This window comes from Clostridium subterminale, assembly GCF_039521425.1.
GTDB lineage: Bacteria > Bacillota > Clostridia > Clostridiales > Clostridiaceae > Clostridium_J > Clostridium_J subterminale.
The window spans coordinates 13,141-37,951 of the sequence record NZ_BAAACI010000008.1 but is presented as its reverse complement, the minus strand read 5'-3'; the positions used below and the strand labels follow the sequence as shown (position 1 = coordinate 37,951).

Annotated in this window: 25 protein-coding genes; 20 read left to right on the top strand and 5 right to left on the bottom strand. The window is 28.4% G+C overall.

What is annotated here, in order from left to right; all coding sequences use genetic code 11:
• Position 1 precedes the first annotated feature (1 nt).
• The 11 genes from hypF (at position 2) to ABDZ93_RS16655 (ending at position 11,618) form a co-directional block, all read left to right on the top strand.
• Entirely contained in the window at positions 2 to 2,305 is a 2,304-nt protein-coding gene (hypF, locus tag ABDZ93_RS16705) for a carbamoyltransferase HypF (protein WP_343827636.1), read from the top strand.
• Positions 2,283 to 2,525, top strand: coding sequence for a HypC/HybG/HupF family hydrogenase formation chaperone (locus tag ABDZ93_RS16700; RefSeq protein WP_343827635.1), 243 nt, complete (start codon positions 2,283 to 2,285; stop codon positions 2,523 to 2,525). The genes hypF and ABDZ93_RS16700 overlap by 23 nt, the downstream gene beginning before the upstream one ends.
• Position 2,526: 1 nt before the next feature.
• Positions 2,527 to 3,618 carry a hydrogenase formation protein HypD gene (gene hypD / locus ABDZ93_RS16695; protein WP_343827634.1) on the top strand — a complete coding sequence of 364 codons (1,092 nt, stop codon included), beginning with the start codon at positions 2,527 to 2,529 and terminating at the stop codon, positions 3,616 to 3,618.
• Positions 3,619 to 3,693: 75 nt separating this feature from the next.
• A complete protein-coding gene (gene hypE, locus ABDZ93_RS16690; RefSeq protein WP_343827633.1) occupies positions 3,694 to 4,701 on the top strand; it encodes a hydrogenase expression/formation protein HypE in 1,008 nt (335 codons plus the stop codon).
• Between the two features lie 299 nt (positions 4,702 to 5,000).
• Entirely contained in the window at positions 5,001 to 7,022 is a 2,022-nt protein-coding gene (locus ABDZ93_RS16685) for a methyl-accepting chemotaxis protein (protein ID WP_343827631.1), read from the top strand.
• Between the two features lie 254 nt (positions 7,023 to 7,276).
• Entirely contained in the window at positions 7,277 to 7,495 is a 219-nt protein-coding gene (locus ABDZ93_RS16680) for a hypothetical protein (RefSeq protein WP_343827630.1), read from the top strand.
• A 134-nt stretch (positions 7,496 to 7,629) separates the two neighbouring features.
• A complete protein-coding gene (locus ABDZ93_RS16675; protein WP_343827629.1) occupies positions 7,630 to 7,770 on the top strand; it encodes an LDCC motif putative metal-binding protein in 141 nt (46 codons plus the stop codon).
• Between the two features lie 324 nt (positions 7,771 to 8,094).
• Positions 8,095 to 8,904, top strand: a complete 810-nt coding sequence (speD, locus tag ABDZ93_RS16670; RefSeq protein WP_343827628.1) for an adenosylmethionine decarboxylase — start codon at positions 8,095 to 8,097, stop codon at positions 8,902 to 8,904.
• Between the two features lie 26 nt (positions 8,905 to 8,930).
• Positions 8,931 to 9,791: a polyamine aminopropyltransferase gene (gene speE, locus ABDZ93_RS16665; RefSeq protein ID WP_343827626.1), complete on the top strand. Its 861-nt coding sequence runs from the start codon at positions 8,931 to 8,933 to the stop codon at positions 9,789 to 9,791.
• A 168-nt stretch (positions 9,792 to 9,959) separates the two neighbouring features.
• The gene (locus ABDZ93_RS16660; RefSeq protein ID WP_343827625.1) at positions 9,960 to 10,526 is read left to right on the top strand and encodes a ferritin family protein; all 567 of its coding nucleotides are present in this window, start codon (positions 9,960 to 9,962) and stop codon (positions 10,524 to 10,526) included.
• Between the two features lie 213 nt (positions 10,527 to 10,739).
• Positions 10,740 to 11,618: a DegV family protein gene (locus ABDZ93_RS16655; RefSeq protein ID WP_343827624.1), complete on the top strand. Its 879-nt coding sequence runs from the start codon at positions 10,740 to 10,742 to the stop codon at positions 11,616 to 11,618.
• 85 nt (positions 11,619 to 11,703) lie between these two features.
• Here ABDZ93_RS16655 and ABDZ93_RS16650 read toward each other — a convergent pair whose 3' ends face one another.
• The 4 genes from ABDZ93_RS16650 to ABDZ93_RS16635 form a co-directional block, all read right to left on the bottom strand.
• Positions 11,704 to 12,585 (bottom strand): hypothetical protein, encoded by an 882-nt coding sequence (locus tag ABDZ93_RS16650; protein WP_343827623.1) that lies wholly within the window; start codon positions 12,583 to 12,585, stop codon positions 11,704 to 11,706.
• Positions 12,586 to 12,796: 211 nt separating this feature from the next.
• Positions 12,797 to 13,642: an ABC transporter permease gene (locus ABDZ93_RS16645; RefSeq protein WP_343827622.1), complete on the bottom strand. Its 846-nt coding sequence runs from the start codon at positions 13,640 to 13,642 to the stop codon at positions 12,797 to 12,799.
• On the bottom strand, positions 13,635 to 14,594 hold the full coding sequence (locus ABDZ93_RS16640) for an ABC transporter permease (protein WP_343827621.1): 960 nt from the start codon (positions 14,592 to 14,594) through the stop codon (positions 13,635 to 13,637). Before ABDZ93_RS16640 ends, ABDZ93_RS16645 begins: the two co-directional genes overlap by 8 nt.
• A gap of 84 nt (positions 14,595 to 14,678) precedes the next feature.
• The gene (locus ABDZ93_RS16635; protein WP_343827620.1) at positions 14,679 to 16,271 is read right to left on the bottom strand and encodes an ABC transporter substrate-binding protein; all 1,593 of its coding nucleotides are present in this window, start codon (positions 16,269 to 16,271) and stop codon (positions 14,679 to 14,681) included.
• 412 nt (positions 16,272 to 16,683) lie between these two features.
• Between ABDZ93_RS16635 and ABDZ93_RS16630 the strand changes: the two genes are divergently transcribed.
• The 3 genes from ABDZ93_RS16630 to ABDZ93_RS16620 all read left to right on the top strand — a co-directional run bounded on the left by ABDZ93_RS16630 (position 16,684) and on the right by ABDZ93_RS16620 (position 18,527).
• Positions 16,684 to 16,851 carry a hypothetical protein gene (locus ABDZ93_RS16630; protein WP_343827619.1) on the top strand — a complete coding sequence of 56 codons (168 nt, stop codon included), beginning with the start codon at positions 16,684 to 16,686 and terminating at the stop codon, positions 16,849 to 16,851.
• 291 nt (positions 16,852 to 17,142) lie between these two features.
• On the top strand, positions 17,143 to 17,964 hold the full coding sequence (locus ABDZ93_RS16625) for an Mrp/NBP35 family ATP-binding protein (protein ID WP_343827618.1): 822 nt from the start codon (positions 17,143 to 17,145) through the stop codon (positions 17,962 to 17,964).
• Positions 17,965 to 18,281: 317 nt separating this feature from the next.
• Positions 18,282 to 18,527, top strand: a complete 246-nt coding sequence (locus ABDZ93_RS16620; protein ID WP_343827617.1) for a YgjV family protein — start codon at positions 18,282 to 18,284, stop codon at positions 18,525 to 18,527.
• A gap of 98 nt (positions 18,528 to 18,625) precedes the next feature.
• Here ABDZ93_RS16620 and ABDZ93_RS16615 read toward each other — a convergent pair whose 3' ends face one another.
• A complete protein-coding gene (locus ABDZ93_RS16615) occupies positions 18,626 to 18,829 on the bottom strand; it encodes a zinc ribbon domain-containing protein (RefSeq protein ID WP_343827616.1) in 204 nt (67 codons plus the stop codon).
• 238 nt (positions 18,830 to 19,067) lie between these two features.
• Between ABDZ93_RS16615 and ABDZ93_RS16610 the strand changes: the two genes are divergently transcribed.
• The 6 genes from ABDZ93_RS16610 to ABDZ93_RS16585 all read left to right on the top strand — a co-directional run bounded on the left by ABDZ93_RS16610 (position 19,068) and on the right by ABDZ93_RS16585 (position 24,704).
• On the top strand, positions 19,068 to 19,478 hold the full coding sequence (locus ABDZ93_RS16610; protein ID WP_343827615.1) for an RDD family protein: 411 nt from the start codon (positions 19,068 to 19,070) through the stop codon (positions 19,476 to 19,478).
• Positions 19,479 to 19,665: 187 nt separating this feature from the next.
• Positions 19,666 to 21,351, top strand: coding sequence for a bifunctional metallophosphatase/5'-nucleotidase (locus ABDZ93_RS16605; protein ID WP_343827614.1), 1,686 nt, complete (start codon positions 19,666 to 19,668; stop codon positions 21,349 to 21,351).
• Positions 21,352 to 22,148: 797 nt separating this feature from the next.
• Complete coding sequence (locus ABDZ93_RS16600) at positions 22,149 to 22,319, top strand: hypothetical protein (protein ID WP_343827612.1); 171 nt, start codon at positions 22,149 to 22,151, stop codon at positions 22,317 to 22,319.
• A gap of 49 nt (positions 22,320 to 22,368) precedes the next feature.
• On the top strand, positions 22,369 to 22,908 hold the full coding sequence (locus ABDZ93_RS16595; RefSeq protein ID WP_343827611.1) for a GNAT family N-acetyltransferase: 540 nt from the start codon (positions 22,369 to 22,371) through the stop codon (positions 22,906 to 22,908).
• Positions 22,909 to 23,098: 190 nt separating this feature from the next.
• Positions 23,099 to 24,016 (top strand): GNAT family N-acetyltransferase, encoded by a 918-nt coding sequence (locus ABDZ93_RS16590; protein ID WP_343827610.1) that lies wholly within the window; start codon positions 23,099 to 23,101, stop codon positions 24,014 to 24,016.
• A gap of 19 nt (positions 24,017 to 24,035) precedes the next feature.
• Positions 24,036 to 24,704, top strand: a complete 669-nt coding sequence (locus tag ABDZ93_RS16585; RefSeq protein ID WP_343827609.1) for a class I SAM-dependent methyltransferase — start codon at positions 24,036 to 24,038, stop codon at positions 24,702 to 24,704.
• Positions 24,705 to 24,811 lie beyond the last annotated feature (107 nt).

Here is a 24,811-nt window from a genome sequence, read left to right as displayed (position 1 = left end):
GGTGATTAGAAAAGGAATTACGGTTAAAGGGACAGTTCAAGGTGTAGGATTTAGACCTTTTGTATATAGAATAGCTATAGAAAATGAACTATCAGGTTGGGTTAATAACACAAGTAAGGGAGTGGTTATGGAAATTCAAGGAAATGAAGTAGGTACAGAAAACTTTTTAGCCAACCTTAAGGAAAAAGCTCCTGAGTTAAGTAGTATTGAAGAAGTACTAGTTGAGAATAAAAAAAGCCTAAAGGATTATAAGGAGTTTCTTATAGTAGAAAGTACAGAGGAGAATGGGATGACTTTAATTTCTCCAGATATAGCTACATGTAAGGAATGTGAAAAAGAGCTAAGGGATAGTAACAATCCAAGAAGATATTTATATCCTTTTATAAATTGTACAAACTGTGGTCCTCGATTTTCAATAATAAAAGGCACTCCCTATGATAGAAGATATACTTCTATGGATAATTTTACTATGTGTGATAAATGCAAGGAAGAATATGAAAATCCTAATGATAGAAGATTTCATGCAGAGCCTACCTGTTGTTCTTCTTGTGGTCCAACAGTAATTCTATTAGATAATAAGGGTAACCTTATAAAATCTAAAGACGAATTTGAAAGTGTGAGAAAGTACTTAAGGGAAGGAAAAATAATTGGTGTTAAGGGCATAGGTGGTTTTAATCTTGTTTGTGATGGAAATAATGAATTAGCTATAGAAAAACTAAGGGTTAGAAAAAACAGACCAGATAAGGCATTAGCTCTTATGATGAAAGATATAAATGTAGTAGAAAAATATTGTTATGTAAATAGTGAAGAAAAAGAAATTTTAACAGGAAATAAGAAACCCATATTGCTTTTAAAGAAAAAGAGCAATAAATTACCAACTAATATTTCCTTTCGTAATAAAAGACTCGGAGTATTATTGCCCTATTCTCCCCTTCATTATTTAATGTTTGATAACAATATAGATACTATAGTTTTTACTAGCGGGAATTTAAGTACTATGCCAATAATATATGAGGATATAGAGGCTACAGATAATCTTAGTGAAATAGTAGATTATTTTTTAATCCATAATAGAGAAATAAATATGCCTGTTGATGATTCTGTAGTTCAGGTAGTTGGAGGTTACGAGAGGGTTATAAGGGCTGGTAGAGGCTATGCACCTTACTATAATAAATATATATTTAAAGAAAATATCCTAGCCTTAGGGTCTCAATTTAAAAATACATTTTCCTTGGGTAGTGAAGAATGTATTTTTACAAGTCCCTATATTGGGGACATGGATGGAGAAGAGAATTATTTAAGATTTAATAGAGTATTAAAGCACATGAAGAATATTTTTAGAGTTGAACCAAGTGCAATTATTCATGATATGCACCCTAATTATTGGAGTAAAAATTATTTAAATAAGAGCAAGATGAAAACCTTAGGTGTTTATCATCATCATAGCCACATAGTAAGCTGTATGATAGAAAACAAAGAAAATGATAAAGTCATAGGGATAGCCTTTGATGGAGTGGGATATGGTGAAGATGGAAACCTTTGGGGAGGAGAGTTTTTAATATGCGATAAAAAGAATTTTATTAGAGGGGCACATTTGAAATATATTCCTTTGCCTGGAGGGGATGGAGCAGTAAAATTTCCATGGAGAATTGGACTTTCTCTTTTATGTGGAGCTTCACAGGAAGAAGAGTTTGAAGAAGTTGCTTGTAGATATTTTCATGGTATGGAATCAAGGATAATTATTAATATGTTAAAAAAGAATTTCAATTGTCCACTAACTTCTAGTATGGGAAGATTATTTGATGGAATTGCCAGTCTTTTAGGTTTTAAGAAAAAAGCATCCTATGAAGGAGAAGCAGCTATGTATGTTGAAGGGTTAGCAGGAGATTTCATTGATTCTTTAAAGGGTACTAATGATTATGATTATATAAAGAGGTGTGAGAATAGATATAAGTGGGAAATTAATGATAGTCTACCTTATATAATAGATATAAATAATATGATTAGAGACATTCTAAAGGATTTAGATAATAAGATTGATAAAGGGCGAATAGCTTTTAAATTTCATAATACTATAATAGGTTTTTCTAATGAAATCTGTATTAAGTTGAGAGAAGAATATAGCATAAGTAAGGTAGCTTTAAGTGGAGGGGTATTTCAAAACTCAATTTTATTAGAAGGAATAGAGAGATCCTTAAGAAAAAGTGGATTTCAAGTTATAACCCATAGATTAATTCCTTGCAATGATGGGGGATTATCTATAGGTCAGGTGGTTATTGGAAATGAGTTATGTAAGGAGCAATAATATGTGTGTAGCTATTCCAGGAAAGGTAATAGAAATATATGAAGGTAATTCATTGGTTGAATTCGGAAGTTTAAGAAAAAGAGTTAATACTAGTCTAATAGAAAATTTAGTTGTTGGACAATATGTTTTGGTTCATGTTGGCTGTGCCATTGAAAAAATAGATGAAAAAGAAGCTATAGACACTTTAAATATATTTAAGGAGTTAATGGGAGACTTTTAGAATGTTTTATAAAGGTGAAGGAAATTCAAGAGAAATTAATTTGGCTATTAAATTGTTAAAAGCCATTAAGGGAAGATGTAAGGAAAATATAAATATAATGGAGATTTGTGGTACTCATACAAGAAGTATTTATAATTCTGGTATTGATAAGCTCTTACACTCTAATATTAAGTTGTTATCAGGACCAGGATGTCCAGTTTGTGTAACAGATGAAAGCTTTATAGACCATGCCATCGAGTTAAGCCAGAAAAAAGATGTAATAATAACCACCTTTGGGGATATGATTAAGGTTAGGGGTAGCGAGAGTTCATTAAGAGAAGAGATAGCTAAGGGAAGAAAGGTAGAAGTAGTATATTCCCCATTGGATGCATTGAAGGTAGCTATGAATAATAGAGAGAAAAATGTAGTTTTTTTAGCTATTGGATTTGAAACTACAGCACCTATAATAGCCCTTACAATAAAAGAGGCACTAGAAAAAAATATAAGTAATTTTTTTATTTTAAATTCTTTAAAGACTATGCCGAAGGTTATGTCAACACTAATTTTAGATAAAGAAGTTAAAATTCATGGATTTATATGCCCAGGTCATGTAGCAACAATAATTGGCAGTAGACCTTTTGAGAGATTATCTAATGAGTATAAGACTCCTATGGCTATATGTGGCTTCAAGGCTATAGATATATTAGCTGGGATACTTTATATCATAGATAAAAAAGAGAGAGGCAGCTACGGATGTGAAAACTTATATAAAGGTTTTGTTTATCCAGAAGGAAATAGAAAAGCACAAGAGATATTAAATCAGGTCTTTGAAACTTCATCTAGTTTTTGGAGAGGTTTTGGAAATATGGAGGGTACGGGATATAAATTAAGAGAGGAATATAGTTCCTTTGATGCTAAAAATAAATTTTCTTTAAAAAGTAAAATTGCAAATGAAGATAAACGATGCATTTGTGGAGACGTATTAAGGGGAATGAAAAGTCCTATGGATTGCAAGGCTTTTGGATCAGTGTGTACACCTAGGACTCCAATTGGTCCATGCATGGTATCTAAAGAAGGAAGTTGTGGTATTGTATACAGTACAAAAGAATTTTAAATTATAAGTTTAATATAGAATATAGTAACAATTTTAATTATATATATATATTTAAGTTTTATATTAGGAGGAACTATGGAAGTTATAACATTAGCCCATGGGAGTGGAGGAGAGGAAACTTATAAATTAATAAATAATGTGTTTCTAAGGTATTTTAATAATGATACATTAAAGGAACAAGGGGATTCAGCTATATTAGATATGATTAAGGGGAAAATAGCAGTAACTACAGATAGTTTTGTGGTAGATCCCGTATTTTTTAAGGGTGGAGATATAGGAAAACTGAGTATTTGTGGTACTGTAAATGATCTGTGTGTAAGTGGTGCAACTCCCCTATATATATCTGTTGGGTTTATTCTTGAAGAAGGGTTAGAAATTAAGGATTTAGAGAAAATAGTAAAATCTATGGCAGATACTGCTAATAAAATAGGAGTTAAAATAGTAACAGGAGATACTAAGGTTGTACAAAGTGGAAAAGGCCATAGAATTTATATTAATACAACAGGAATAGGATATATAGAAAAAAATAATTATCAGTTAAACATAAAGGAGATTAGAGAAGGAGACGCAATAATTATAAGCGGGACCATTGGAGATCATGGAGTATCTATTATAAATGAAAGAGAAAGTTTGGATATAGAATCAGTTATAAAAAGCGATTGTGCTGCCCTTAATGAACTAACAAAAATTATAATGAACGCTAGTAATGAGGTTAGAATAATGAGAGACCCGACTAGAGGTGGTTTAGCTAACACCTTAAAGGAATTGGTGAATAGCAGTGGAAAGTCTATGGAAATATGGCAAAAGGATATACCTATAAGAGATGATGTAAGAAATTTTTGTGAGCTTTTAGGATTTGATCCTCTATATGTAGCTAATGAAGGTAAGCTGATTTGCATAGTGAGCAATAAAGATGCCCATAAGATTCTAAATGCAATTAAGACAAATCCATTAGGAAGAGAAGCTGCTATTATTGGTCATGTGTTAGAGGATGGCAAAAGTAAATTATATTTAAAAACTTATATTGAAGGTACCAGGGTATTGGGACTGCTACAAGGAGAATTAATACCAAGAATATGTTGATTAATTTAAGAAGCGAGAGGAAACTTGCTTCTTTTTGTTTGCTTATTTGTTTAAAATATACATTTTAATATAAATATATATTTAAGTTATTTATAAAGTAATGTTATATATATTCGAGTATATAATAGTAAGTTTTATAATATATTTTGTAATTAAATTTAAAGAAAGGTTCAAAGAGTTATTTTTATAGAGTAAATATAATAGTTATTTAAGAAGTTTAATCTTTATTAATAATATGTATATAAATTACAAAAATATATAAAATACAAAAAATATTATACATATAGGAGGACATAATTATGGAATTTAAGAAATTTAATAAGTTTAAGAAATTTAAATTACAAAGTATTAGAGTTAAACTTATAGTTATACTTTTACTAATTTGTTTAGTACCAGTTGCTGGAATGGGGATAACTATATATTCAGAATCAAAATCAACTCTAAGAGATAAGCTTGAAACTACAAGTAAACAAACAATTTTAGAGGTGAATAGAGGAATAGATAACTATTTTATCGGCATGTCTAAGTCTGTAGAGCTACTATCTAATAATACAAATATTGTGGAAGCGGAGGATAAAGAAGAATACTTTAAATTTGCTAAAATGTTAATGATGGATGTTAAAAATTCAGATGAAGATATTTTAAATGTATTTATGGGAACAGAAAAGGGGAAATTTCATATTTACCCAGAAGCAAACACTGATGCTAATTATGACTATAAATCCAGGCCTTGGTATAAACTAGCTATGGAAAATAAGGGACAATTAGTAATAACTCCTCCATATAAAAGTGCAACAACAGGTGAAAATGTAGTAACTGTAGCTAAAACCATAGAGAAAAATAATAATGCAGTTGGAGTTATAGGACTTAATGTAAGTTTAAAGAATCTTTCTGATGGATTATCTGAGATTAAGGTAGGGAATGAGGGGTACATGTATGTATCTGATGCTAATGGTAATTTAGTGGCACATCCCAATAAAGAAATTATAGGTACTGATGAAGCTGCTAAACTCTCAGTTTGGAGTGATATAAGCTCAAATAAAGAAGGATTTACTGAATATAAGTTTAATGGTGAGAGTAAATTTGCTGTTTACACTACAAGTCAATTAACAGGTTGGAAAATAGTAGCTTCTTTGGATGATAAAGAACTATTAAATGATACACAAAATATACAAAATATAATTATGCTAACTTTAGGAGTGATAGCTCTAATAGCTATAGTAGTATCTTTTATATTTAGTAATTCTATATCAAAGAATATTAATAAATTATTAACAGCGTTCAACAAGATTAAGGATGGAGACTTAAGGGTTAAAGTTAATATAAAGTCAAGAGATGAATTTAAAGAATTAGGTGAAAGTTTTAATGTAATGATAGAAAATGTATCATCTTTAATAAAAAGTGTTAACCAATCTTCCAATACAGTTTTAGAAACCTCATCTAATCTATCTGCTATAGCTGAGGAAACTAGTGCTTCCATAAGTGAAGTAGCAAGAGCTATAGAAGATGTGTCTGGTGGAGCTATTGAGCAAGCTAATAGTGCTCAAGATGGTTCTACAGCTATGATTGAGTTATCAGAGAACTTGAAACTACTAAATGAAGCTACTGAAGCTATGAGCGCAGTTTATGAAAATGCTAATCATCTAAGTAACAGAGGGTTAAGCATGGTAGATACACTTATAGAGAAATCTAACGATACAAAGGTTTCAACTACTAAAGTATCAGAATTAGTTATAGAGATGGATGAGAGTACAGGAAAAATAAATTCTGTATCAGATACTATTTCACAGATTACAGAGCAAACTAACCTACTTTCTCTTAATGCATCCATTGAAGCAGCTAGAGCTGGTGAAGCTGGTCGGGGTTTTGCAGTAGTAGCAGAAGAAATTAGAAAGCTTGCGGAGCAATCAAAGGATTCTACTATGGAAATTAAGAAAATAGTGGATGATATAAAAAATAAGACTAACATTGCTGTTGTAGCTATTAAGGATACTGGAAAGATTGTAGAAGAGCAAGAGGTAGTGGTAGACGAAGCAAAGGCTGTATTTAATGACATAATGACAGGAATGAGAGATTTAATAAATAAAGTTACTGAAATTAGCGATTATATAGTAGTTATTGATAGAAAGAAGGACAATGTAGTAGCCCAAATAGAAAACATATCATCTATATCACAAGAGACTGCCGCATCTTCAGAAGAGGTAACTGCTTCAACAGAAGAGGTAACAGGGATTTCTGAGGAGCTTACAGGTCATGCTAATGAATTACAACAAATGTCTGAAAAACTACAAGAAATGATAAATGCTTTTAAATTTGAATAACTATCATAAGATAAGGAATACGGTGTAAGCTGTATTCCTTATCATTTTTATAAAACAAAGTTATTAAATAAGACAGAAAATATATTTCTCAACTATTTCTAATAGAAAAGGAGACTTTATGTAAATAGATATTTAAAGTACATCAACATATCTTATTACCAAATAAAATATTTTAATTTGCTTATACTATATATTAGAATACAAAATATATCTAGCTTTATATAATATTGTGGATGTTAAAAGGAGTGATATTTATGGATATAAGAGAAATCCCAAAAAGTCAATTACTTAAAAATGTTTCAATTGAGCAAATAAATAAATGTTCTAAACAATCAACGTTATTAAATAATAATACTCAAGTTAAGGTAAGAGAACAGGATAATGAGTATTATGTGGAAGAAGGTCTTGAAAAAATATTAAATACTGATAAAAGTAAAGATGGTGATGATTTAATAAAATGTCATATAGTATAATTTAGAATAATATGTAATAAATTATATAAATAAAAGCTTACTCTGTATAAAATATAGTATTTAGATTAGAAACTCCATTAAAAACACACAAATTACTGATATAATTTAATAAAAAACTATTATGGAGGGGTATTATGTTTACTAGAGTAAAGAAAGCAGTTAATAACTTTTTAGATAAGATTGCAAAGCAAAATGAGGAGTTATATGGAAAAAGAAAGATGGATTGTTGTAATTTAAACAAACAAAATGAAAACAAGTCTATAAGAAATAAGTAAGAGATAAATTAATTATATCAAGTTGTAATGTAAGGTAAAAGTAAAAAAAGCATGTTATATATTAAATTTAGGAATATTAAGTCCTAAAGGAATCATACTCAACTTCATACAAAAGATTATGATTTTCTAGATTATATAACTAAATCGTCAGTAGGGATGTTTTATACTATAGCAAAATTATAATAAATATATTGAAACTATAGATACAGTTTCATATATAATAAAATGTAATAATTACATTTCAAATTATTATTGACAAATTCAACAACTCCTAATAAAATTTATTCAGTGAATTTCATCTAAAGGAAAGGTGTATATAAAAGAATGGAAAATAAAATCAAATTATATGGCTTTAATAATCTTACTAAGACACTGAGTTTTAACATCTATGACATTTGCTATGCAAAGGGTGAAAGAGAACAAAAGGAGTATGTAGATTATATTGATGAGCAGTACAATTCAGAAAGATTAACTAAAATCTTATGTGATGTTACTGATATTATTGGTGCTCATGTATTAAACATATCCAAGCAGGACTATGATCCACAAGGTGCAAGTGTAACTATATTAATTTCGGAGGAGCCATTAGGGGACGGGTTAATAGATGAATCATGTAATAGTGGCAAATATATTTTGAAAACTAAGGAAACCGTTGTTGCACATTTGGATAAGAGCCATGTAACGGTACATACTTATCCTGAATATCATCCAGATAATTCTATAGCAACCTTTCGTGTAGATATAGATGTATCTACTTGTGGAGAAATTTCTCCACTAAATGCATTGGATTATCTAATTAGTAGTTTTGATTCTGATATAATTACTATTGATTACCGTGTTCGAGGATTCACGCGTGATATTAATGGTAAAAAATGCTTTATAGATACACCAATTAAATCAATTCAAGATTATATTGATGATAAGACTTTAGAAAAGTATGATGCTATGGATATAAATATGTATCAAACAAATATTTTCCATACTAAATTGCTTATAAAGGAAATTGATTTGCAAAATTATCTATTTAAAAAAGATACTCATGAATTCTTACCACGAGAAAGACTTAATATAAGTAATGCACTTAGAAAAGAAATGATAGAAATATTTAGTGGTAAGAATGTTTATAATGAATAATAATATATAAACTAGGAGGATGAAAAATGGAGTTATGGTATACTGAGAATCACTCAGAAACTGTTAGATTTTCAATAAAGATTGACAAGCAAATATATGCTGGAAAAAGTGATTTTCAAAGGATAGATGTATTTGAGACAAAGGAATTTGGAAGATTTTTCACTTTAGATGGAATAGTTATGATAACAGAAAAGGATGAATTTATTTATCATGATATGATAGTTCATGTTCCCATGGCTACAAACCCTAAGATTGAAAAAGTTTTAGTTATTGGAGCTGGAGATGGGGGAACTATTAGAGAACTAACTAGATATAGCACAATAAAAGAAATAGATATGGTAGAAATAGATAAGAAAGTTGTTGATGTATGTTTAGAGTATTTTCCTATAACATCGAGTAAGTTAAAAGATGAAAGAGTAAACTTATACTTTGAGGATGGCATTAAGTTTGTAAAAAATAAGAAAAATTACTATGACTTAATAATAGTAGATTCTACTGATCCTATAGGACCTGGTGAGGGCTTATTTACAAAAGAATTCTATAAGAGTTGTTTTGATGCTTTAAATGAAGAAGGAATTTTAGTAAATCAACATGAAAGTCCGTATTATGAAATGTATGCTAGTTCAATGAAGAGAGCTCATAAGCGTATAAAAGAATCCTTCCCAATAGGTAAAGTATATCAAGTGCATATTCCAACATATTCTTCGGGCCATTGGTTATTTGGATTTGCATCTAAAAAGTATGATCCTGTAAAAGATTTAAATGCTGAGGCATGGAACTCTTTAGGATTAGAAACTAAATATTATAATACAGATCTACATGTGGGATCTTTTGCTCTTCCTAACTATGTTTTAGACATGCTAGAACATGCATGTGATGAAGAATAACATTTATTCTACATAATAAAGTTATATTTTTCTATGTAGATAAAATTATAGAATATAAATAAAACCTTTAGCATACTAATAGTAATTTAATATGCTCTAAAGGTTTTTTATTTTTAAATACTTTAAATATATGGTAAAATATATATATTGAGGTTAGGAGGAATTAATATGAAATGCAAAATATGTGGAATGAATATTAATGAGAAAAATTATGATTTTAATTCATTTGCTTTTTTAAATATAAATTCTATAGATAATATAGTGTATTGCCCATTCTGTGGAGTAAGCAGTATTTATTTAAGTAATAGTGATAAAGTTATTGAAGTAGATAGTAAGAATTTAGATGAGAATACATTAAAAATTTTAGACCATGCTGTTAAGCTTGAAATATTTAATGGAGAATTTTATAAAGAAGCAGCTAAAACAGCAAAGAGTGAAAAGATTTCTAAGGCTTTTCAGGCTTTATCAAAAATAGAAATTTTTCATTCAAAGGTTCATATGGGACTAGGAGGTTTTACTAAAACACCTACTTTATCTAAAATAAATTATGACAAGCATGATAGTGATGAAGCACTTTTGAAATTGGCGAAGGAAAGAGAAGAGCATGCTGTTTACTATTATGAAAGATATAAGAATGAAGTATGTGATGAAAATGTAAAAAAAGTTTTTGAAGCTTTAATTGAAGTGGAAAAGGACCATATAGACCTTACCTATGAGTATAGAGTGGTCAATTAATATAGGTAAAGTTTTGCTTGAAATTATTTTAATAGAGAATAATTTCAATTATAGAACAAAAAGTTCTAGAAGGCTTTAAATTCAACAAAATTAGTGATGAATTGAACAAATTAATAAGTCTGTGCATATACATTAGACTTAATAAATGTTAAAATAGTATTTTAGACACATATAGTATGAAATGCAAAAATGAGTTATAAAGGAGGAGAATATATGAAAGACTATGTTGTTATTACAGATTCAACGGTAGATTTACCTCTTGATATTATAGAGAAAATAAATATAGGCATTATACCTATGGCTTATGACATGGGAAATAAAACTTATACACACTATCCCGATGAGAGAGAAATGACAAGCCATGAGTTTTATGAAAGGCTAAAGAAGGGTGATACTTCTGTTACAACACAAATAAATTATTTTACTTATAGAGAATACTTTGAAAAGCTACTAAAGGAAGGAAAAGATATTTTATATATAGCGTTTTCTTCAGGACTTAGTGGAACATATAATAACTCTCAATTAGTGATACAAGATCTTAAAGAGGAATACCCTGAAAGAAAAATTATATCAGTTGATTCTCTTTCAGCTTCAGTGGGAGAAGGACTTCTAGTATACAATGCTGTAATGAAAAAAGAAGAAGGTTTAGCCATGGAGGAATTAGTTGAGTGGATAGAAGAATACAGAAATAATGCTTGCCACTGGTTTACAGTTGAAGATTTGCATCACTTAAAACGAGGTGGAAGGATTTCTTCAGTGGAAGCAATTATTGGGACAACCTTAAAAATAAAGCCTGTATTGAGTGTTGACTATGAAGGAAAGTTAGTAAATGTGTCTAAAGTAAGAGGAGACAAAAAATCCTTGGAAAAATTACTAGATAAGATGTTAGAAGATGGTACAAACTTGAAAGAACAAACTATTATTATAGGCCATGCAGATAGCTTAGAAAGAGCGGAATATCTTGCTAATATTATTAGAGAAAAGGAACTTGTGAAAGACATTATTATTAGTACTATAGGTCCTATAATTGGAACGCACACTGGACAAGGAATGATAGGACTAACATTTATGGGAAACAAAAACTTAAAATAAGAGCTTATTAAGAATTATTATGGAATAATTATTTATAATATAGCAAAAGAAGCCTAGGTTAGTGGTAATTTAACCTAGGCTTCTTTTATATATCTAGATATTCGGAATGTTCTTCTGAATTTTTTTTAGAAACTCTTCCATATAAAAATCCAATTCCAAAGGAAACTATAAAAATTAAGAAGAGTAAAAAATGGTCAATGGGATTATAAATTATATACTTTACATCTGACTTTAACATTTTTAGTATCATTAGTAATTTGGTGTGTGGTAATAATGATTTTAAATCTATGAATAGCATAGATATAATTGAAATAGGGACTTGAAGAGAACAAATAAAACCTACTAAACATCTAATAGATAATTTAAAAGATTTTTCTAAATAGTATTTATTAAAGACAGATATAATTAATAAAGAACCCAATATAGGTATTATTAAATAATTGCTTTCCAGCTTGTATATGGAAAGTCCATATATAATTCCAATTATAAATGTAAAAATAAAGGAAAGTATAATTGATTTAATTAGGTTATTATTTGGTCTGTTGTAAATATTATTTGAAATCTCGGTAATTATATTAGCATCATTTACAGATACTTTATCTAGTTGCATAACTATAGTATTATAAAGTTTTTCCATATCTATATCTTTAAAAAGATTAAGAGATATCTGAAAGGAAGTTGGTGGAATCCCTAAAAGTAAATTTAAATTATTACATATAGATGATTTTGTTTTTTTATTTAAGTCCTTAATTAGCAAGAAAGATAACATAGGATTATTTTGATAATTATAGAGTTGTACATTATAAATATCTTTCCAAAATGCAAATTTTTTAATAAATGGTGTAGTGATTTTAATATATTCATAAGTAATTTCAATTTGAAATTTCTTTAGAATTTCAATATTTATAAATAGATACATAAAGAAAATAGAAAGTACAAGTAAAATCAAGCCAAAAACAATGCCCATAATGGGATTTTCTTTAGTAATAAATATAAATATAAGAATAGATAATATTAAAAAAAATAGTACAAAAAATAAATAAAGAAATTTTAGAGACTTTTTTAAACTTGATTTTTGATAAAGTGGAAGGGTATAAGTGTCCATAAAAACCTCCTAAAAAATTATGTTATAACATAAATTATAGCATAATTTTTATTTTTATACTTATATGTTTTAATTACTCTCCTTGAGACGGATCTAATGCTACTCTCAAGATATCACCAAGAACGTTAAAGCTTAATACAATTAATAATATTATAAACCCTGGAAAAATTGCTAAATAAGTCTTATCCCCAATTCTAGATTGTGCAGTTTGAAGCATGCTACCTAGAGAAGCCATTGGTTGTTGTACTCCTAAACCTAAAAAACTTAGAGATGATTCCATAAGTATAGCATCGGCTATATTTATGCTAGCTGCAACAATTACTGTAGAAATAGCATTAGGAATTATATGTTTTTTTACTATATTTATATTATTGCTACCTAATGCTTTAGAGCATAGAATATAATCCCTTTCTTTTATGGATAATGTTTCTGAGCGGACTATTCTAGCGATACTCATCCATCCAAATATACCTATAATGATTATTATATTGGCTATACTTGGCCTTAAATAGGAATTTACTATTAGTAGTAAAAAGAATAGAGGTATACTCATTAACATGTCTATTATTCTCATTATAATAGCATCAACTTTGCCTCCTAATAGTCCACTTATAGCACCAACTAGGGTGCCGATGAATATAGATACCATCATGGAGAGTACACCTACTATTAAGGAGATTCGTGCACCATATAAAGCTCTAGTAAAGTAATCTCTTCCGAGTTCATCTGTTCCAAATATATGTTTTAAATTTGGAGAAGCAAATTGATTACTCATATCAATAGTGTCGGGATTATAGGGAGTTAAAAATGCAAAAATAGATAAAATAATTATTAAAGCTAAACATATTAAAGCAAATATTCCTAACTTATTTTTTTTAAGCTCTCTTATAAAGTTTTCTTTAAATCTAATACTAAACATTTTTATCCCCCCTACGTATTCTAGGATCTACTAGTACATAACTAATGTCAGCAATTAGATTTCCTATAACAACCATTATTGAGGTAACTAAAGTCATAGCCATTATAACTGGATAATCTAAGGCTTTTATTGAGTTGATGCCAAGTCTTCCCATACCAGGCCATCCAAAGATAGTTTCAGTGATAAATGCACCAGAAACTAAAGATGGTAGGCTCATTCCAAGAATTGTTATCATTGGAAGAAGAGCATTTTTCATAATATGATTAAATAGAATTCTATTTTTGCTTGCACCCTTTGAAATTGCAGTAACAATATAATCTTGCTTTAGTTCTGTTATAGTGCAAGAACGGACATATCTTGTAAGAACAGCTATATTAGATAAACTAAGTACTATAGTAGGTAATATGCCGTGTTTTATAACATCTAATGTTGAAGTTACACCTATAGTCCTCATACCAACACTAGGAAGCCACTTTAACTTTAAAGAAAATATTGAAAGCAATATCATTGCAAACCAAAAGCTAGGTATAGAAATTGCAATATAGTTTAATATATTTGTAAATCTGTCTAAGAATTTATTTCTATGCATACCCGTATATAATCCTAGAGGAATTGATATTAAAATACCAAGAAGTAGGGAAGAACCCATAAGCCCCACCGTAGCTAAAAATCTTGAAGAAATTTCACTGGCTACAGATTGTCTAGAAACCAAGGAGTAACCCAAATCACCACTTAATACATTTTTAAGCCACAAGAAATATCTAGTTAACATAGGTTTATCTAATCCAAGACTTGTTCTTATTAAATCTGCCTGCTCCTTTGACATTTTAGGGGTTATATATCCTTGAGCAGGATCTCCTGGAGCCAGGTTCATAAGCAAAAAAGATACAAAGGATATAAATAAAAGCATAGGAATAGCTTGTAAAATTCTCTTTGTAATTTTATTTTTCATAATACTTATCCTTTCTATGGAAGAAACTTATGTAAAAATGGCTCAAGTACCCGGAAAGGGTAAATGAGCCATATAGATATATTTTTATTGTTGAATCATATATATTTTTGATAAATCTTCAAACATATATATAGGTACTAATTTAGCGTCTTCAACTCCACCAAATTTAGCATCAACTCCGATTAGTGATTTAGAATAATACAATGGATATACTACAGCATCATCAGCTATGGTCTTTTGAATTTTTTCATATATTTCTTTTCTTTTTGCATCATCTGATTGAGAAGTTCCATCTTTCCACAACTTGTCTAGTTCTTTATTAACATAGCATTGAGCATTAAAGCTACCATCAGACATATAAGCACTAGAATATCCATCTGGATCATTTCCCATAACATATCCATTTATAAGTATATCGTAATCTCTTTCTTGCTCTCCAAGAATTTTTGAGAAGTATACATTGTCATCTATTTGCTGAGCATCTACTTCTATACCGATAGATGCCAGTTGTTGTTTAACAACCATGGCAACTTTACTATCTTTTGGAGTGTATTGAAAATTTAATTTTATATTACCAACACCAGATTTTTCCATGAGTTCTTTGGCTTTCTCTATATTTTGATCATATTTTTCTACATCATCAGTATAGAATTTTGTGTTTGGAGTTAAAATAGAGTAAGCTTTTTCAGTGTTTTCTAAATTAGTATAAGATGTTTTTAGAATTTCTTCTTTATTTAGGGCATAGGATATAGCTTGTCTAACTTCTTTTTTACTTAAGTTTTCATTTTTTTCATTAAGTATAATATAGTTTAGCATTCCTTCATCAAAAGAATGAGTTTTAAATCTGTCATCTGTAGAGAAGGTTTCAAATTTATCTTCAGCTAAGTATGCAGCTGAAACTTCTCCATTTTCAAAAGCAATTTTTGAAGTATTATCATCTGGAATTATACTATAAACTACACTATCTAAATGAGGTTTTCCTAAATAATAATCATCAAATCTTTCAAGGGTTACCATCTCACCCTTTTGCCATTCTTTAAATTTAAAAGGACCAGAACCTACTGGATTATTGTTTTTATCTGATTCTGCTAAATTGCTTTCACCTTCAAAGATATGTTTTGGAATTATTCTGAAATCTCCAATTGATATATAGAATGGTGCAAAGGTACTTGGAAGTTTAAATTCTACAGTTAAGTCATCAATTTTATTAGCTTGAACTTCTTTTTCATCAATAACAAAGGTTTGTCTAGCATCAATTCCTTGATTTTCATCTTTAGCTACATTTACACTATAAACAACATCATCTGCTGTTATTTTTGTACCGTCATGCCATGTTAAATTATCTTTTAATTTTAATGTATATGTAAGTTTGTCTTCAGAAGCCTCCATACTTTCTGCTAAGTAATATCTTACTTCATCTTTATCAACTACATATAGTGGATCAAATAATGCATTGTTTATTGTATAAGTAACTCTGTTTTGTTGAAAAAATGGATTAAGACAGCTTGGATCAGTTCTAGCTGAAAATACCATTGTCCCTCCATCTTTTATTTGTTGTTGAGCAGTTTCATTTGTTTTTGCCTCAGTATCAGTAGAACTATTTTTTGAACTACATCCAATTAAGGATAAAGATAGTATTAAAGATAGTCCAATGCTGAGAAATTTAGTCTTTTTCATTGTAATCCCCCTTATATACTACTAAATTGATTCACATATATGAATCAATTGTAAGTAAGTTATACTTACGTGAAAAGTATGTAACAATTCCTTATATAGGATAACATAATAAATATTAGTATATAACTCTTATTACAAATTGAAATAAATAATAATAATCTATTCGAAAACGTTATAACTACAAATTACAACAAAATAATACATAATAAACTAAGAAGTAAGCTATTGTTCAGTGGTGAGAATAAGCAGTATAGTATTTTCAGAAATTCATCTAATTTCATCTTGGTGAATTGTTTTATAAAATGGGTTATTAAGTATAAATATAATTATTACAGGAAATTATAATACTATATCCTATAGATTATGGGAATATTTAAAACTATATTTTATAAAAGTTTAGGAGGAGAACATAATGAATAATCATGGAGTCCCAGAAGACAATTGGGGAGAAGAAGAATATAATTTTGAAAATGAAATAAATTATTATGATGAAGGCTATGAAGAATGTATACGATGTGGCAATAGGAATTGTGTAGATAATAAAAAACTATGTAGCTATTGTAATGAAACATGGGAATAGAATTAAATATATTAATGAGATAAATCAGTAGAAGAATTTACTATAGAAATAAGTTATGTAATCAAGGTAGAATTAGCATGCAATATTACAGAACTTTAATTTGTAGTAGATTCTTTTATATGGTAATAATCATTCTCTTAGGTGATTTATTTTAATTTAATAATATAGTATATTGAATTGAAATTATAATATTGTAATCCATAAGAAATTGCATTATTGGAATTTGACAGCAATTTGAAAGAGAAGTAATATAAATTTAGCAAATACCAATAATAATGAGGAGATGATTTTATGTCAGCATGTGATACATGCCCATCAAATGGTGGATGCAGTAAAGATAAAGGAAGTTGTGGAATAAAAAACAATCCTTTAAATAATGTAAAAACAATTATTGGAGTTATGAGTGGAAAAGGTGGAGTTGGTAAATCATCAATGACTACTTTGATAGCGAGACAATTAAAAGAAATGGGGCATAGAGTAGGAATCTTAGATGCAGATATTACAGGACCAAGTATACCAAGACTTCTTGGACTTACAGGTAAAAAAGCTATGGGCGATGGCAAAAACATATATCCTGTAGAATCAAAAGAAGGTATAAAGGTTATGTCTTTAAATCTGCTAGTAGAAAATGAAGATGATCCTGTAATTTGGAGAGGTCCTATGATTGGTGGAATGGTTAAACAGTTTTGGACAGACGTAATTTGGGGTGAGTTAGACTATTTAGTAGTTGATATGCCACCTGGAACAGGAGATGTAGCACTAACAGTAATGCAAGATATTCCGATAAATGGAATAGTTATGGTGTCTGTTCCTCAAGAGTTTGTATCTATGATAGTTGCAAAGGCGGTTAACATGGCAAGAAAATTAAATATAAAAGTCTTAGGTGTTATTGAAAATATGAGCTATATTAAATGTCCTGATTGTGATAAAAAAATTAAATTATTTAATGGAGAAGATACTGAAAAATTCTTAAGGAATATGGAGCTAAGTCTTTTAGGTGAGTTACCTATGATAAGTAGTATAAGTAATTTATCTAGAGGTGAGGAAGAGCACCAAGAAGAATTCAAAAATACATTTAATACAATTGTTGAAAATATAATTAGTAATCTATAAAAATAAGTAGAATAAATAATTATTATAACTGTTTTTAAGCTTAGTGTATTATTATAACAGTATAGAAAATTATGATATGAAAAACTATCTTAAATCTTTGGTTTGAGATAGTTTTTTATATTATGATTTAAATCCAAGAATTAAGCTATATTATCATATAAGATGTAAAAAGTAAAAATTGAAAAAAAAAATTATTACATAAATAAAAAAATATATAATAGAGAAACTATAAATAAACATATTTTTTATCATTAGTTTTATTAGTATGTGGAATGAATATTTATTAATAAATATAACAAACTTTAGGAGGATGACTCATGTTTAATAGTACATTAATTGAGTGGATAGGTTATTTAGCATCTATACTAATTACAATTTCTATGTTTATGAAAGACATATTCAAACTAAGATTTATTAATTTAATGGGATGTGTTTTATTTGTAATATACGGACTAATCATAGAAGCATATCCTGTAGCTATAGCTAATGCAATAATAGTTTTTATAAATCTATACTACTTATATAAATTATATAGAGAAGCAAATAATAAAAATAACGTTTAGTTTTAATAATTAAACGTATTTATAAATATTTTAGTGTACGTGAATAAAACTTAAGCTATGGTGAAATAAAAAAATTTCACCATAGCTATTAAATATAATTAGCTAGTTAAGAAGTCTAAAATATTTTCTCCTGTAGATGTAGTTGATTTATATAATTCTGTATAACCACAACTTCTGCAACTTACTGTTATAAATTTTTTGTTTTGCACATCAAATAATTTAGAAAGGGTACCACCAGTTGCTTGAAATTGGTCACTTTCATATTGAGTACATCCACATTTAGGACATTTATAATTTGACATATATAATACCTCCTTTAAGCTTATAGTTACATTATAAGTTTAAATTAGAAAAATTAATATTGAAAGTAAAATATATTAACAATTTTAATTAATATGTATAATTATTTACTTTAAATGGATGAAAAATAAATTTTTTATGTAAATTCATACTAAGTTTACATAGAATTAATTTACAGATAATTTAAAGTATAGTATATTTATCAGAGAGTTTATAATTATTATGTGAGGAGGATATTGGATGTTAAAGGATGAAGAAAATATAAAAAGTGAAAATGATATTATAGAAGAGGAAAATATAACGGAAGAAACTATAGTTGAAACACAAGAAAATATGGAAGCAACTTTAGAAAATGCAGAAGAATTAGAAAAAATAGAAGAAGTAGAAGAGTCTTCTAATGAAGAAATTAAAAACAAAAGTGGATTTCTAGCGAAGCTGGGGGCCAGTATAATTGATCAGGGAATAAGTTTATTAGCAAGTTTTGTATTGCTTTATTTATTTAATTTAATTTTAATGCCTTTTGGATATAAAGTTGGAGATAAAGTATCAGTATTTTTGGTTATATATGTGATTGTAAATATTTTATATGGTATTATAATGGAAGCTACTAAGTTAAAGAGAACTATAGGAAAAGCTATTTTAAAATTATAGTAATGGAAACGTGTCTATGTTTAGATGCGTTTTTTATTTTAAGAAGAATAAGATAGATACAATAGTAAAGTTATATTATATTGAAGTAAATGTTATAATTAGTATAATAAAAACTTGAAATCAAGAAGGTACAATTCAGAGAAGTATCATTAATAATCAATGTTTTAAAGTGGAGGATTAAATATAAATGAATAAAATCACTACAACAAAGGATAAGAAAATTACTATATTAGCAACTACAGATGTACACGGTAATGTTTTAGGATATAACTATGATAATGGTGAAAGTTTTATTGATAGTGGCATGAATCGTATTTATTCCTATATAAAGCAAGTTAAAAGTGAAAATCCTAATACTTTGGTAGTGGATAATGGAGATATAATTCAGGGGAATACTTTAACAGATGAAATTTATAGTAATGAGAAGGAAGAAAAACATCCTGTGATTTCTGCTATGAATTTCATGGGATATGATGCTATGGTATTGGGAAACCATGAATTTAACTTTGGAATTGATTTAATAAAATCTCTTGAAAAACAAAGTGACTTTCCATTTCTTTCTGCAAACGTAAACTATAGAAAAAATGGTGATGAGTTTGTAAAGACACATACAATTTTAAATTGCGGTGGAGTGAGAGTTGGAATTATAGGATTAACTACTCCTAATGTACCAAGATGGGCAGGAAATCTAGTGGAGGAACTAAGTTTTTATGATCTTGGTGAAACAGCCTATAGGTATGTTAATGAAATCAGGGATAAAGTAGACGTGATACTGGTTATGGCTCATGCTAGCATGGTTTCAGAACATGACAAGAAGAATGAAAGCGATGCAGCTGAAAAAGTATTGAGATTATGTCCAGAGATAGATGTACTAGTAGTTGGGCATTTTCATATAACAGTAAAAGAGAAAAGAGGAAAAACTCTTATTGGAGGTGCCACAGATAGTGGACGAGACGTAATTCGATTTGATTTAACTCTTGATAGTAATAATTGTGTTATAGACGGAAAAGTACAAGTTGTAGCTATGAAGGATTATTATCCAAGTGAAGAGTTAAGTAAATTACCAGTTATTAAGAAAGCCCATGAAACAACTATGGATTTTATCACAGAAGTAATAGGAGAAGCCTCTGAAGACTTTCAACCAAAGGATGAAATAAAATTTATACCTGAAGGAAAACTTAGAGATACTCCACTTATGGAGTTAATAAATAAGGTTCAGCTCATAAATTCTGGTGCAGATGTTACGTCAACTTCTTTAATCAGGGATGATAGTAATATAAAAAAGGGTATTATAACTTATGGAAATATTTTCAATATATATAAATTCACAACTTTTCTCTATGTAGTAGAAGTTACTGGTAAGGAGTTAAAGAATTATATGGAATGGGCTGCTTCAGCATATAATCAGTGGAAACCAGGGGATATTTCTATAAGTTTTACTATGGATATTCCAGGATATCAACATGAATTTTTTGCAGGAGTAGATTATAAAGTAGATATTTCTAAACCAGTAGGTCATCGAATTGTAGATTTAATTTTCAAAGGTGAATTAGTGAAAGAAGATCAAGTATTAAAATTAGCAACTAGTGATTATTGCTATTTTGCAAATTTAAAAGGTAGGAAGTTAGCAAAGAAAGATTATATATGGAAATCTTCTAATACAATTAGAGATATGATAGTAGAGTATATTAAAAATCAAGGTATTATATCTCCGCAAGTGGATAATAACTGGGAGATAACTGGGGTTAATTTAGAATCACCATATAAAGAAAAAATAATTAAATTAGTTAATGAAGGTAGTATTGAATTACCATATAATAAGGCTTTGAATATATACGAACTTAAAGAATTGGGTTTAATTGATATGAAGTAGTAAAAAATGTATTGACTATATATATTTATTATGGTAAATTATACTTGTAATTTTAAATTTAGGAAGGAGACAATGAGATGTTGATTAGAATCAATTGTTAGTTAAATTTTCGAGAAAAGAAAATATTTAATTTAAAAGAGGTTTTGTTTACGTTATAAATCTATAGTACGTCTATGGGGTTTTTTGTGATGCTTCTTTTTAAAACAATTGAAATGAAATCAATCTTATTGAGCTATTTCTGAATTTTACTTAATTATTATAATAAGCTTTGCTTAAGATATGAATCTTAAGAAGGGTAAACTTTTAATGGGATTATTTATGTTTTAAAAAATATAGTGACCTAAAAGGTATCATAAGTTTATAATAATATAATTTAATATATATTTTATGAGTTATAGAAGAACTTAAAATTTGCTTAAGTGTATTATCATACTTAACGTTTTACTGTGGTTCTGTGTTTATAGAGTGTATGCTAATATGAAACTTTATCCATATATACTGGGTGAAGTAGGTGATATTTACTAAATCATGGATTTAATATATTACCTAAGTAAAATAATAATGTTAGATTTGGCTGTAAGAGAGTATTCTTTCTTGCAGCTTTTTTGTTGCTCAATAAGAGGATTTCTTAAAAAGTAAAAAGATAAAGTAGAGACAAAAACTAATATCTGGTAGAGAGGTGAGAGAGTGAAATTCAAATTTATAAATACAAACAGTAATTATGCTAGAGAAAATAAATAATTCTAAATTCTAATTGAAATAATAAGAAATTTTAAGTTAATAAAGGAGAGTATAAAATGAAATATAAGAAAAATAGAGATATAAAACATCTTAGAGAAATAAAAGAATTTAAAGAAGTACTAGGACATAGAAATCAAGGAACTACAGCAATATTTAGCAAATCACAAAATGAAGCTATATATAGTGTGGTTGGTTTTAAAGTATTTACTACAGAGCGTCATCGGTGATGCTAAGTATAGTTTTAAAATTAACTAGAGAAACAGGGGGAATTTAATAGTGATTTATTATGAGGATAAGAAAATTAAGATAAGAGACATAGAAAAAGGAGACATCATTAATTTGTTTTCTTGTAGAATTGACAAGGAAATTAATAGGTATGATCCAAGACCTATACCAAGTAATAGTAAAGAATTAATCCAAGAATGTAAAATCTATTGTAATAACTTTGAAAGAAGTGTAATCAACGAGAAATTAGAAGATCGAATGTATAAGTATTTTATAATCACCGATAATGATGAAAATTTTATAGGCTTTGTCAACTTCTTTAGTATAGATACAGTTGAAAGGCAGGGGGAAATGGGAATTACTATAGGTGATAAAAGATATTGGAGAAAAAGTATAGCCTATGACTCTATCAAGATAGCGATGAACTATATATTCAATACCATGGATATAAACAGAATATATGTTGAGATCGAAGAAAAAAATAAGCCATCATTAGCACTATTTAATAAGCTAGGCTTTAAAAAATGTGATGAGTATTTGGAAGATGAAGAATTTAAATTTATAGTAATGGACATTAAATCTTACAAATAGTAGAAGAATCAAGTTTGTTAGGCCAACAGATTAAATTTTATATAGTTCCATAGATAAATATTTATCTATGGAACTATATAAATATTTAACATTTAAAGAAAATTTCTTTATAACATCTTAAAATTTTAAAATGCTCCATATACAAGAGCGTATGTTGATATTTCTAACAAAAACAAGGAGGAAATAATCTATGAAATTTGAGAAGTGGTCAAAAGATACAATGATATACAATCTAAGGTATAATTATAGATTGGAGAGAGCTAATATTGAAGAGTTTACAGATTATTATACAGTCTACTCTCAGATGAATACTACTAACGGTTTCTTTAAGAAAAGTTACGACATAATGAGAACTGTAGTTGATGATGAGGATGAGTGTTTTTGGATTGTTAAGGATGAAAAGAAAATTGGTGGAGCATTTATAGAACCTAATAATATAGCAGAATTATTTGTTATACCACCCCATTCAAATGTAGATTTAATACTAGAAAGACTTAAAGAAATTTTGATGTTTTGGTCAGATCCTACAAAGGATATAGTTGCTGATATGGTACAACCGTCTTTGATTGAAAATTATGAAAAAATAGGCTTTAAAAAGGTAGAAAGTGGTAGATGGATGATAAGACCAACAGAAGAGTTTAAGATTACTTGGGGAGATGAGTTTTATGTGGACTTACCTAAAAGAGAAAATCAAGTAGAAATAGGAAAGTTACTTCATGAGGCTTTTGAAAGTAATGTGAATCTTTATAGCAGTTATAGTTTAGATGAATATACGGAGTGGGTAAAAGAATATTTTGATGATTATTTAAATGAAGATGTCTTAAATAAGGCCTCTATCCTTGTATATGATGGGAATACTAATGAACTAGTTGGAGTTTGTTATGTATCTCTTTGGCAGGAATGGCCTTTAATATCTCAGATTGCCGTTAAGCCAAGTTATGAAGGGAGAGGTATAGGAACAAAAATGCTTAAAAATGCACTAACTATTTTAAAAAAAGAATACCCTGTAGTGAGATTGTATGTAGATATAGGAAATGAAGCTGAGCAGGTTTATGATAACATAGGATTTTTAAAGGGGCTTGAGTGGACACAGATGAAGTTAGTTTAATTAGAAAGTAGGTAATAATATGAGTGAAAATTATGAAATAGAAGAAATGGGGAGTTTTTTCAATTTAAGGGCTGAAGGATATGAAAAGCATATGGAAGACGCCTTAAATTCCTTTGAAGAGTATTACAAGTTAGTTTCATCTACTGTGGAATATACAGAGGATTCTATTGAAATTCTAGATTTAGGATGTGGTACAGGCCTTGAGTTAGAAGAGATATTTAGAAAGGCACATAATGCCAGAGTAACTTGTATAGACTTATCTGAAGAAATGTTAAAAATTCTTAAAGAAAAATATAAGAATAAATTGAACCAAATAAATATAATAGTTACATCTTATCTAGAGAAAGATTTTGGAATAAAGAAATATGATTATATATTTGGAATAATGACTATGCACCACTTTTTACCTGATGAAAAGTTAGAGCTTTATAAGAAAATAAAATTAGCTTTGAAGGAAGAGGGGAGTTATATAGAGGGAGACTATGTGGTAAGTAAATACTATGAAAAAAAGTGGCTTAAACAAAGAGTTGAGTTATTAAAAGAACAAGGTGATGAAAAAATTAGACTTTATCATATAGATATTCCTTTTGCATTAACTACACAAAGAAGGCTATTCAAAGAAGCTGGGTTTAAAAGTCTTCATATTATCTTTGAAAAAGGTGAGCACTTAATTTATGAGGTAAAGTAAAAGGATTAACATAAAGTCACTTATATAATATAAGAATATAAGAGAAAAATTGATAGGGATTATTTATTTTTAAACTGTAACTAACACCTATAATTTAAAACTATATA

Bases quoted from the DNA above. Each gene is read 5' to 3' on its own strand.
- ABDZ93_RS16650 (WP_343827623.1), bottom strand. From the start codon at position 12,585: ATGGGCATTGTTTTTGGCTTGATTTTACTTGTACTTTCTATTTTCTTT.
- ABDZ93_RS16700 (WP_343827635.1), top strand. From the start codon at position 2,283: ATGAGTTATGTAAGGAGCAATAATATGTGTGTAGCTATTCCAGGAAAG.
- ABDZ93_RS16630 (WP_343827619.1), top strand. From the start codon at position 16,684: ATGAATAATCATGGAGTCCCAGAAGACAATTGGGGAGAAGAAGAATAT.
- ABDZ93_RS16590 (WP_343827610.1), top strand. From the start codon at position 23,099: ATGAAATTTGAGAAGTGGTCAAAAGATACAATGATATACAATCTAAGG.
- ABDZ93_RS16615 (WP_343827616.1), bottom strand. From the start codon at position 18,829: ATGTCAAATTATAAATGTCCTAAATGTGGATGTACTCAATATGAAAGT.
- ABDZ93_RS16635 (WP_343827620.1), bottom strand. From the start codon at position 16,271: ATGAAAAAGACTAAATTTCTCAGCATTGGACTATCTTTAATACTATCT.
- speD (WP_343827628.1), top strand. From the start codon at position 8,095: ATGGAAAATAAAATCAAATTATATGGCTTTAATAATCTTACTAAGACA.
- hypE (WP_343827633.1), top strand. From the start codon at position 3,694: ATGGAAGTTATAACATTAGCCCATGGGAGTGGAGGAGAGGAAACTTAT.
- ABDZ93_RS16625 (WP_343827618.1), top strand. From the start codon at position 17,143: ATGTCAGCATGTGATACATGCCCATCAAATGGTGGATGCAGTAAAGAT.
- ABDZ93_RS16585 (WP_343827609.1), top strand. From the start codon at position 24,036: ATGAGTGAAAATTATGAAATAGAAGAAATGGGGAGTTTTTTCAATTTA.
- ABDZ93_RS16685 (WP_343827631.1), top strand. From the start codon at position 5,001: ATGGAATTTAAGAAATTTAATAAGTTTAAGAAATTTAAATTACAAAGT.
- speE (WP_343827626.1), top strand. From the start codon at position 8,931: ATGGAGTTATGGTATACTGAGAATCACTCAGAAACTGTTAGATTTTCA.
- hypD (WP_343827634.1), top strand. From the start codon at position 2,527: ATGTTTTATAAAGGTGAAGGAAATTCAAGAGAAATTAATTTGGCTATT.
- ABDZ93_RS16675 (WP_343827629.1), top strand. From the start codon at position 7,630: ATGTTTACTAGAGTAAAGAAAGCAGTTAATAACTTTTTAGATAAGATT.
- ABDZ93_RS16600 (WP_343827612.1), top strand. From the start codon at position 22,149: ATGAAATATAAGAAAAATAGAGATATAAAACATCTTAGAGAAATAAAA.
- ABDZ93_RS16620 (WP_343827617.1), top strand. From the start codon at position 18,282: ATGTTTAATAGTACATTAATTGAGTGGATAGGTTATTTAGCATCTATA.
- ABDZ93_RS16680 (WP_343827630.1), top strand. From the start codon at position 7,277: ATGGATATAAGAGAAATCCCAAAAAGTCAATTACTTAAAAATGTTTCA.
- ABDZ93_RS16660 (WP_343827625.1), top strand. From the start codon at position 9,960: ATGAAATGCAAAATATGTGGAATGAATATTAATGAGAAAAATTATGAT.
- ABDZ93_RS16640 (WP_343827621.1), bottom strand. From the start codon at position 14,594: ATGAAAAATAAAATTACAAAGAGAATTTTACAAGCTATTCCTATGCTT.
- ABDZ93_RS16610 (WP_343827615.1), top strand. From the start codon at position 19,068: ATGTTAAAGGATGAAGAAAATATAAAAAGTGAAAATGATATTATAGAA.
- ABDZ93_RS16645 (WP_343827622.1), bottom strand. From the start codon at position 13,642: ATGTTTAGTATTAGATTTAAAGAAAACTTTATAAGAGAGCTTAAAAAA.
- ABDZ93_RS16655 (WP_343827624.1), top strand. From the start codon at position 10,740: ATGAAAGACTATGTTGTTATTACAGATTCAACGGTAGATTTACCTCTT.
- ABDZ93_RS16605 (WP_343827614.1), top strand. From the start codon at position 19,666: ATGAATAAAATCACTACAACAAAGGATAAGAAAATTACTATATTAGCA.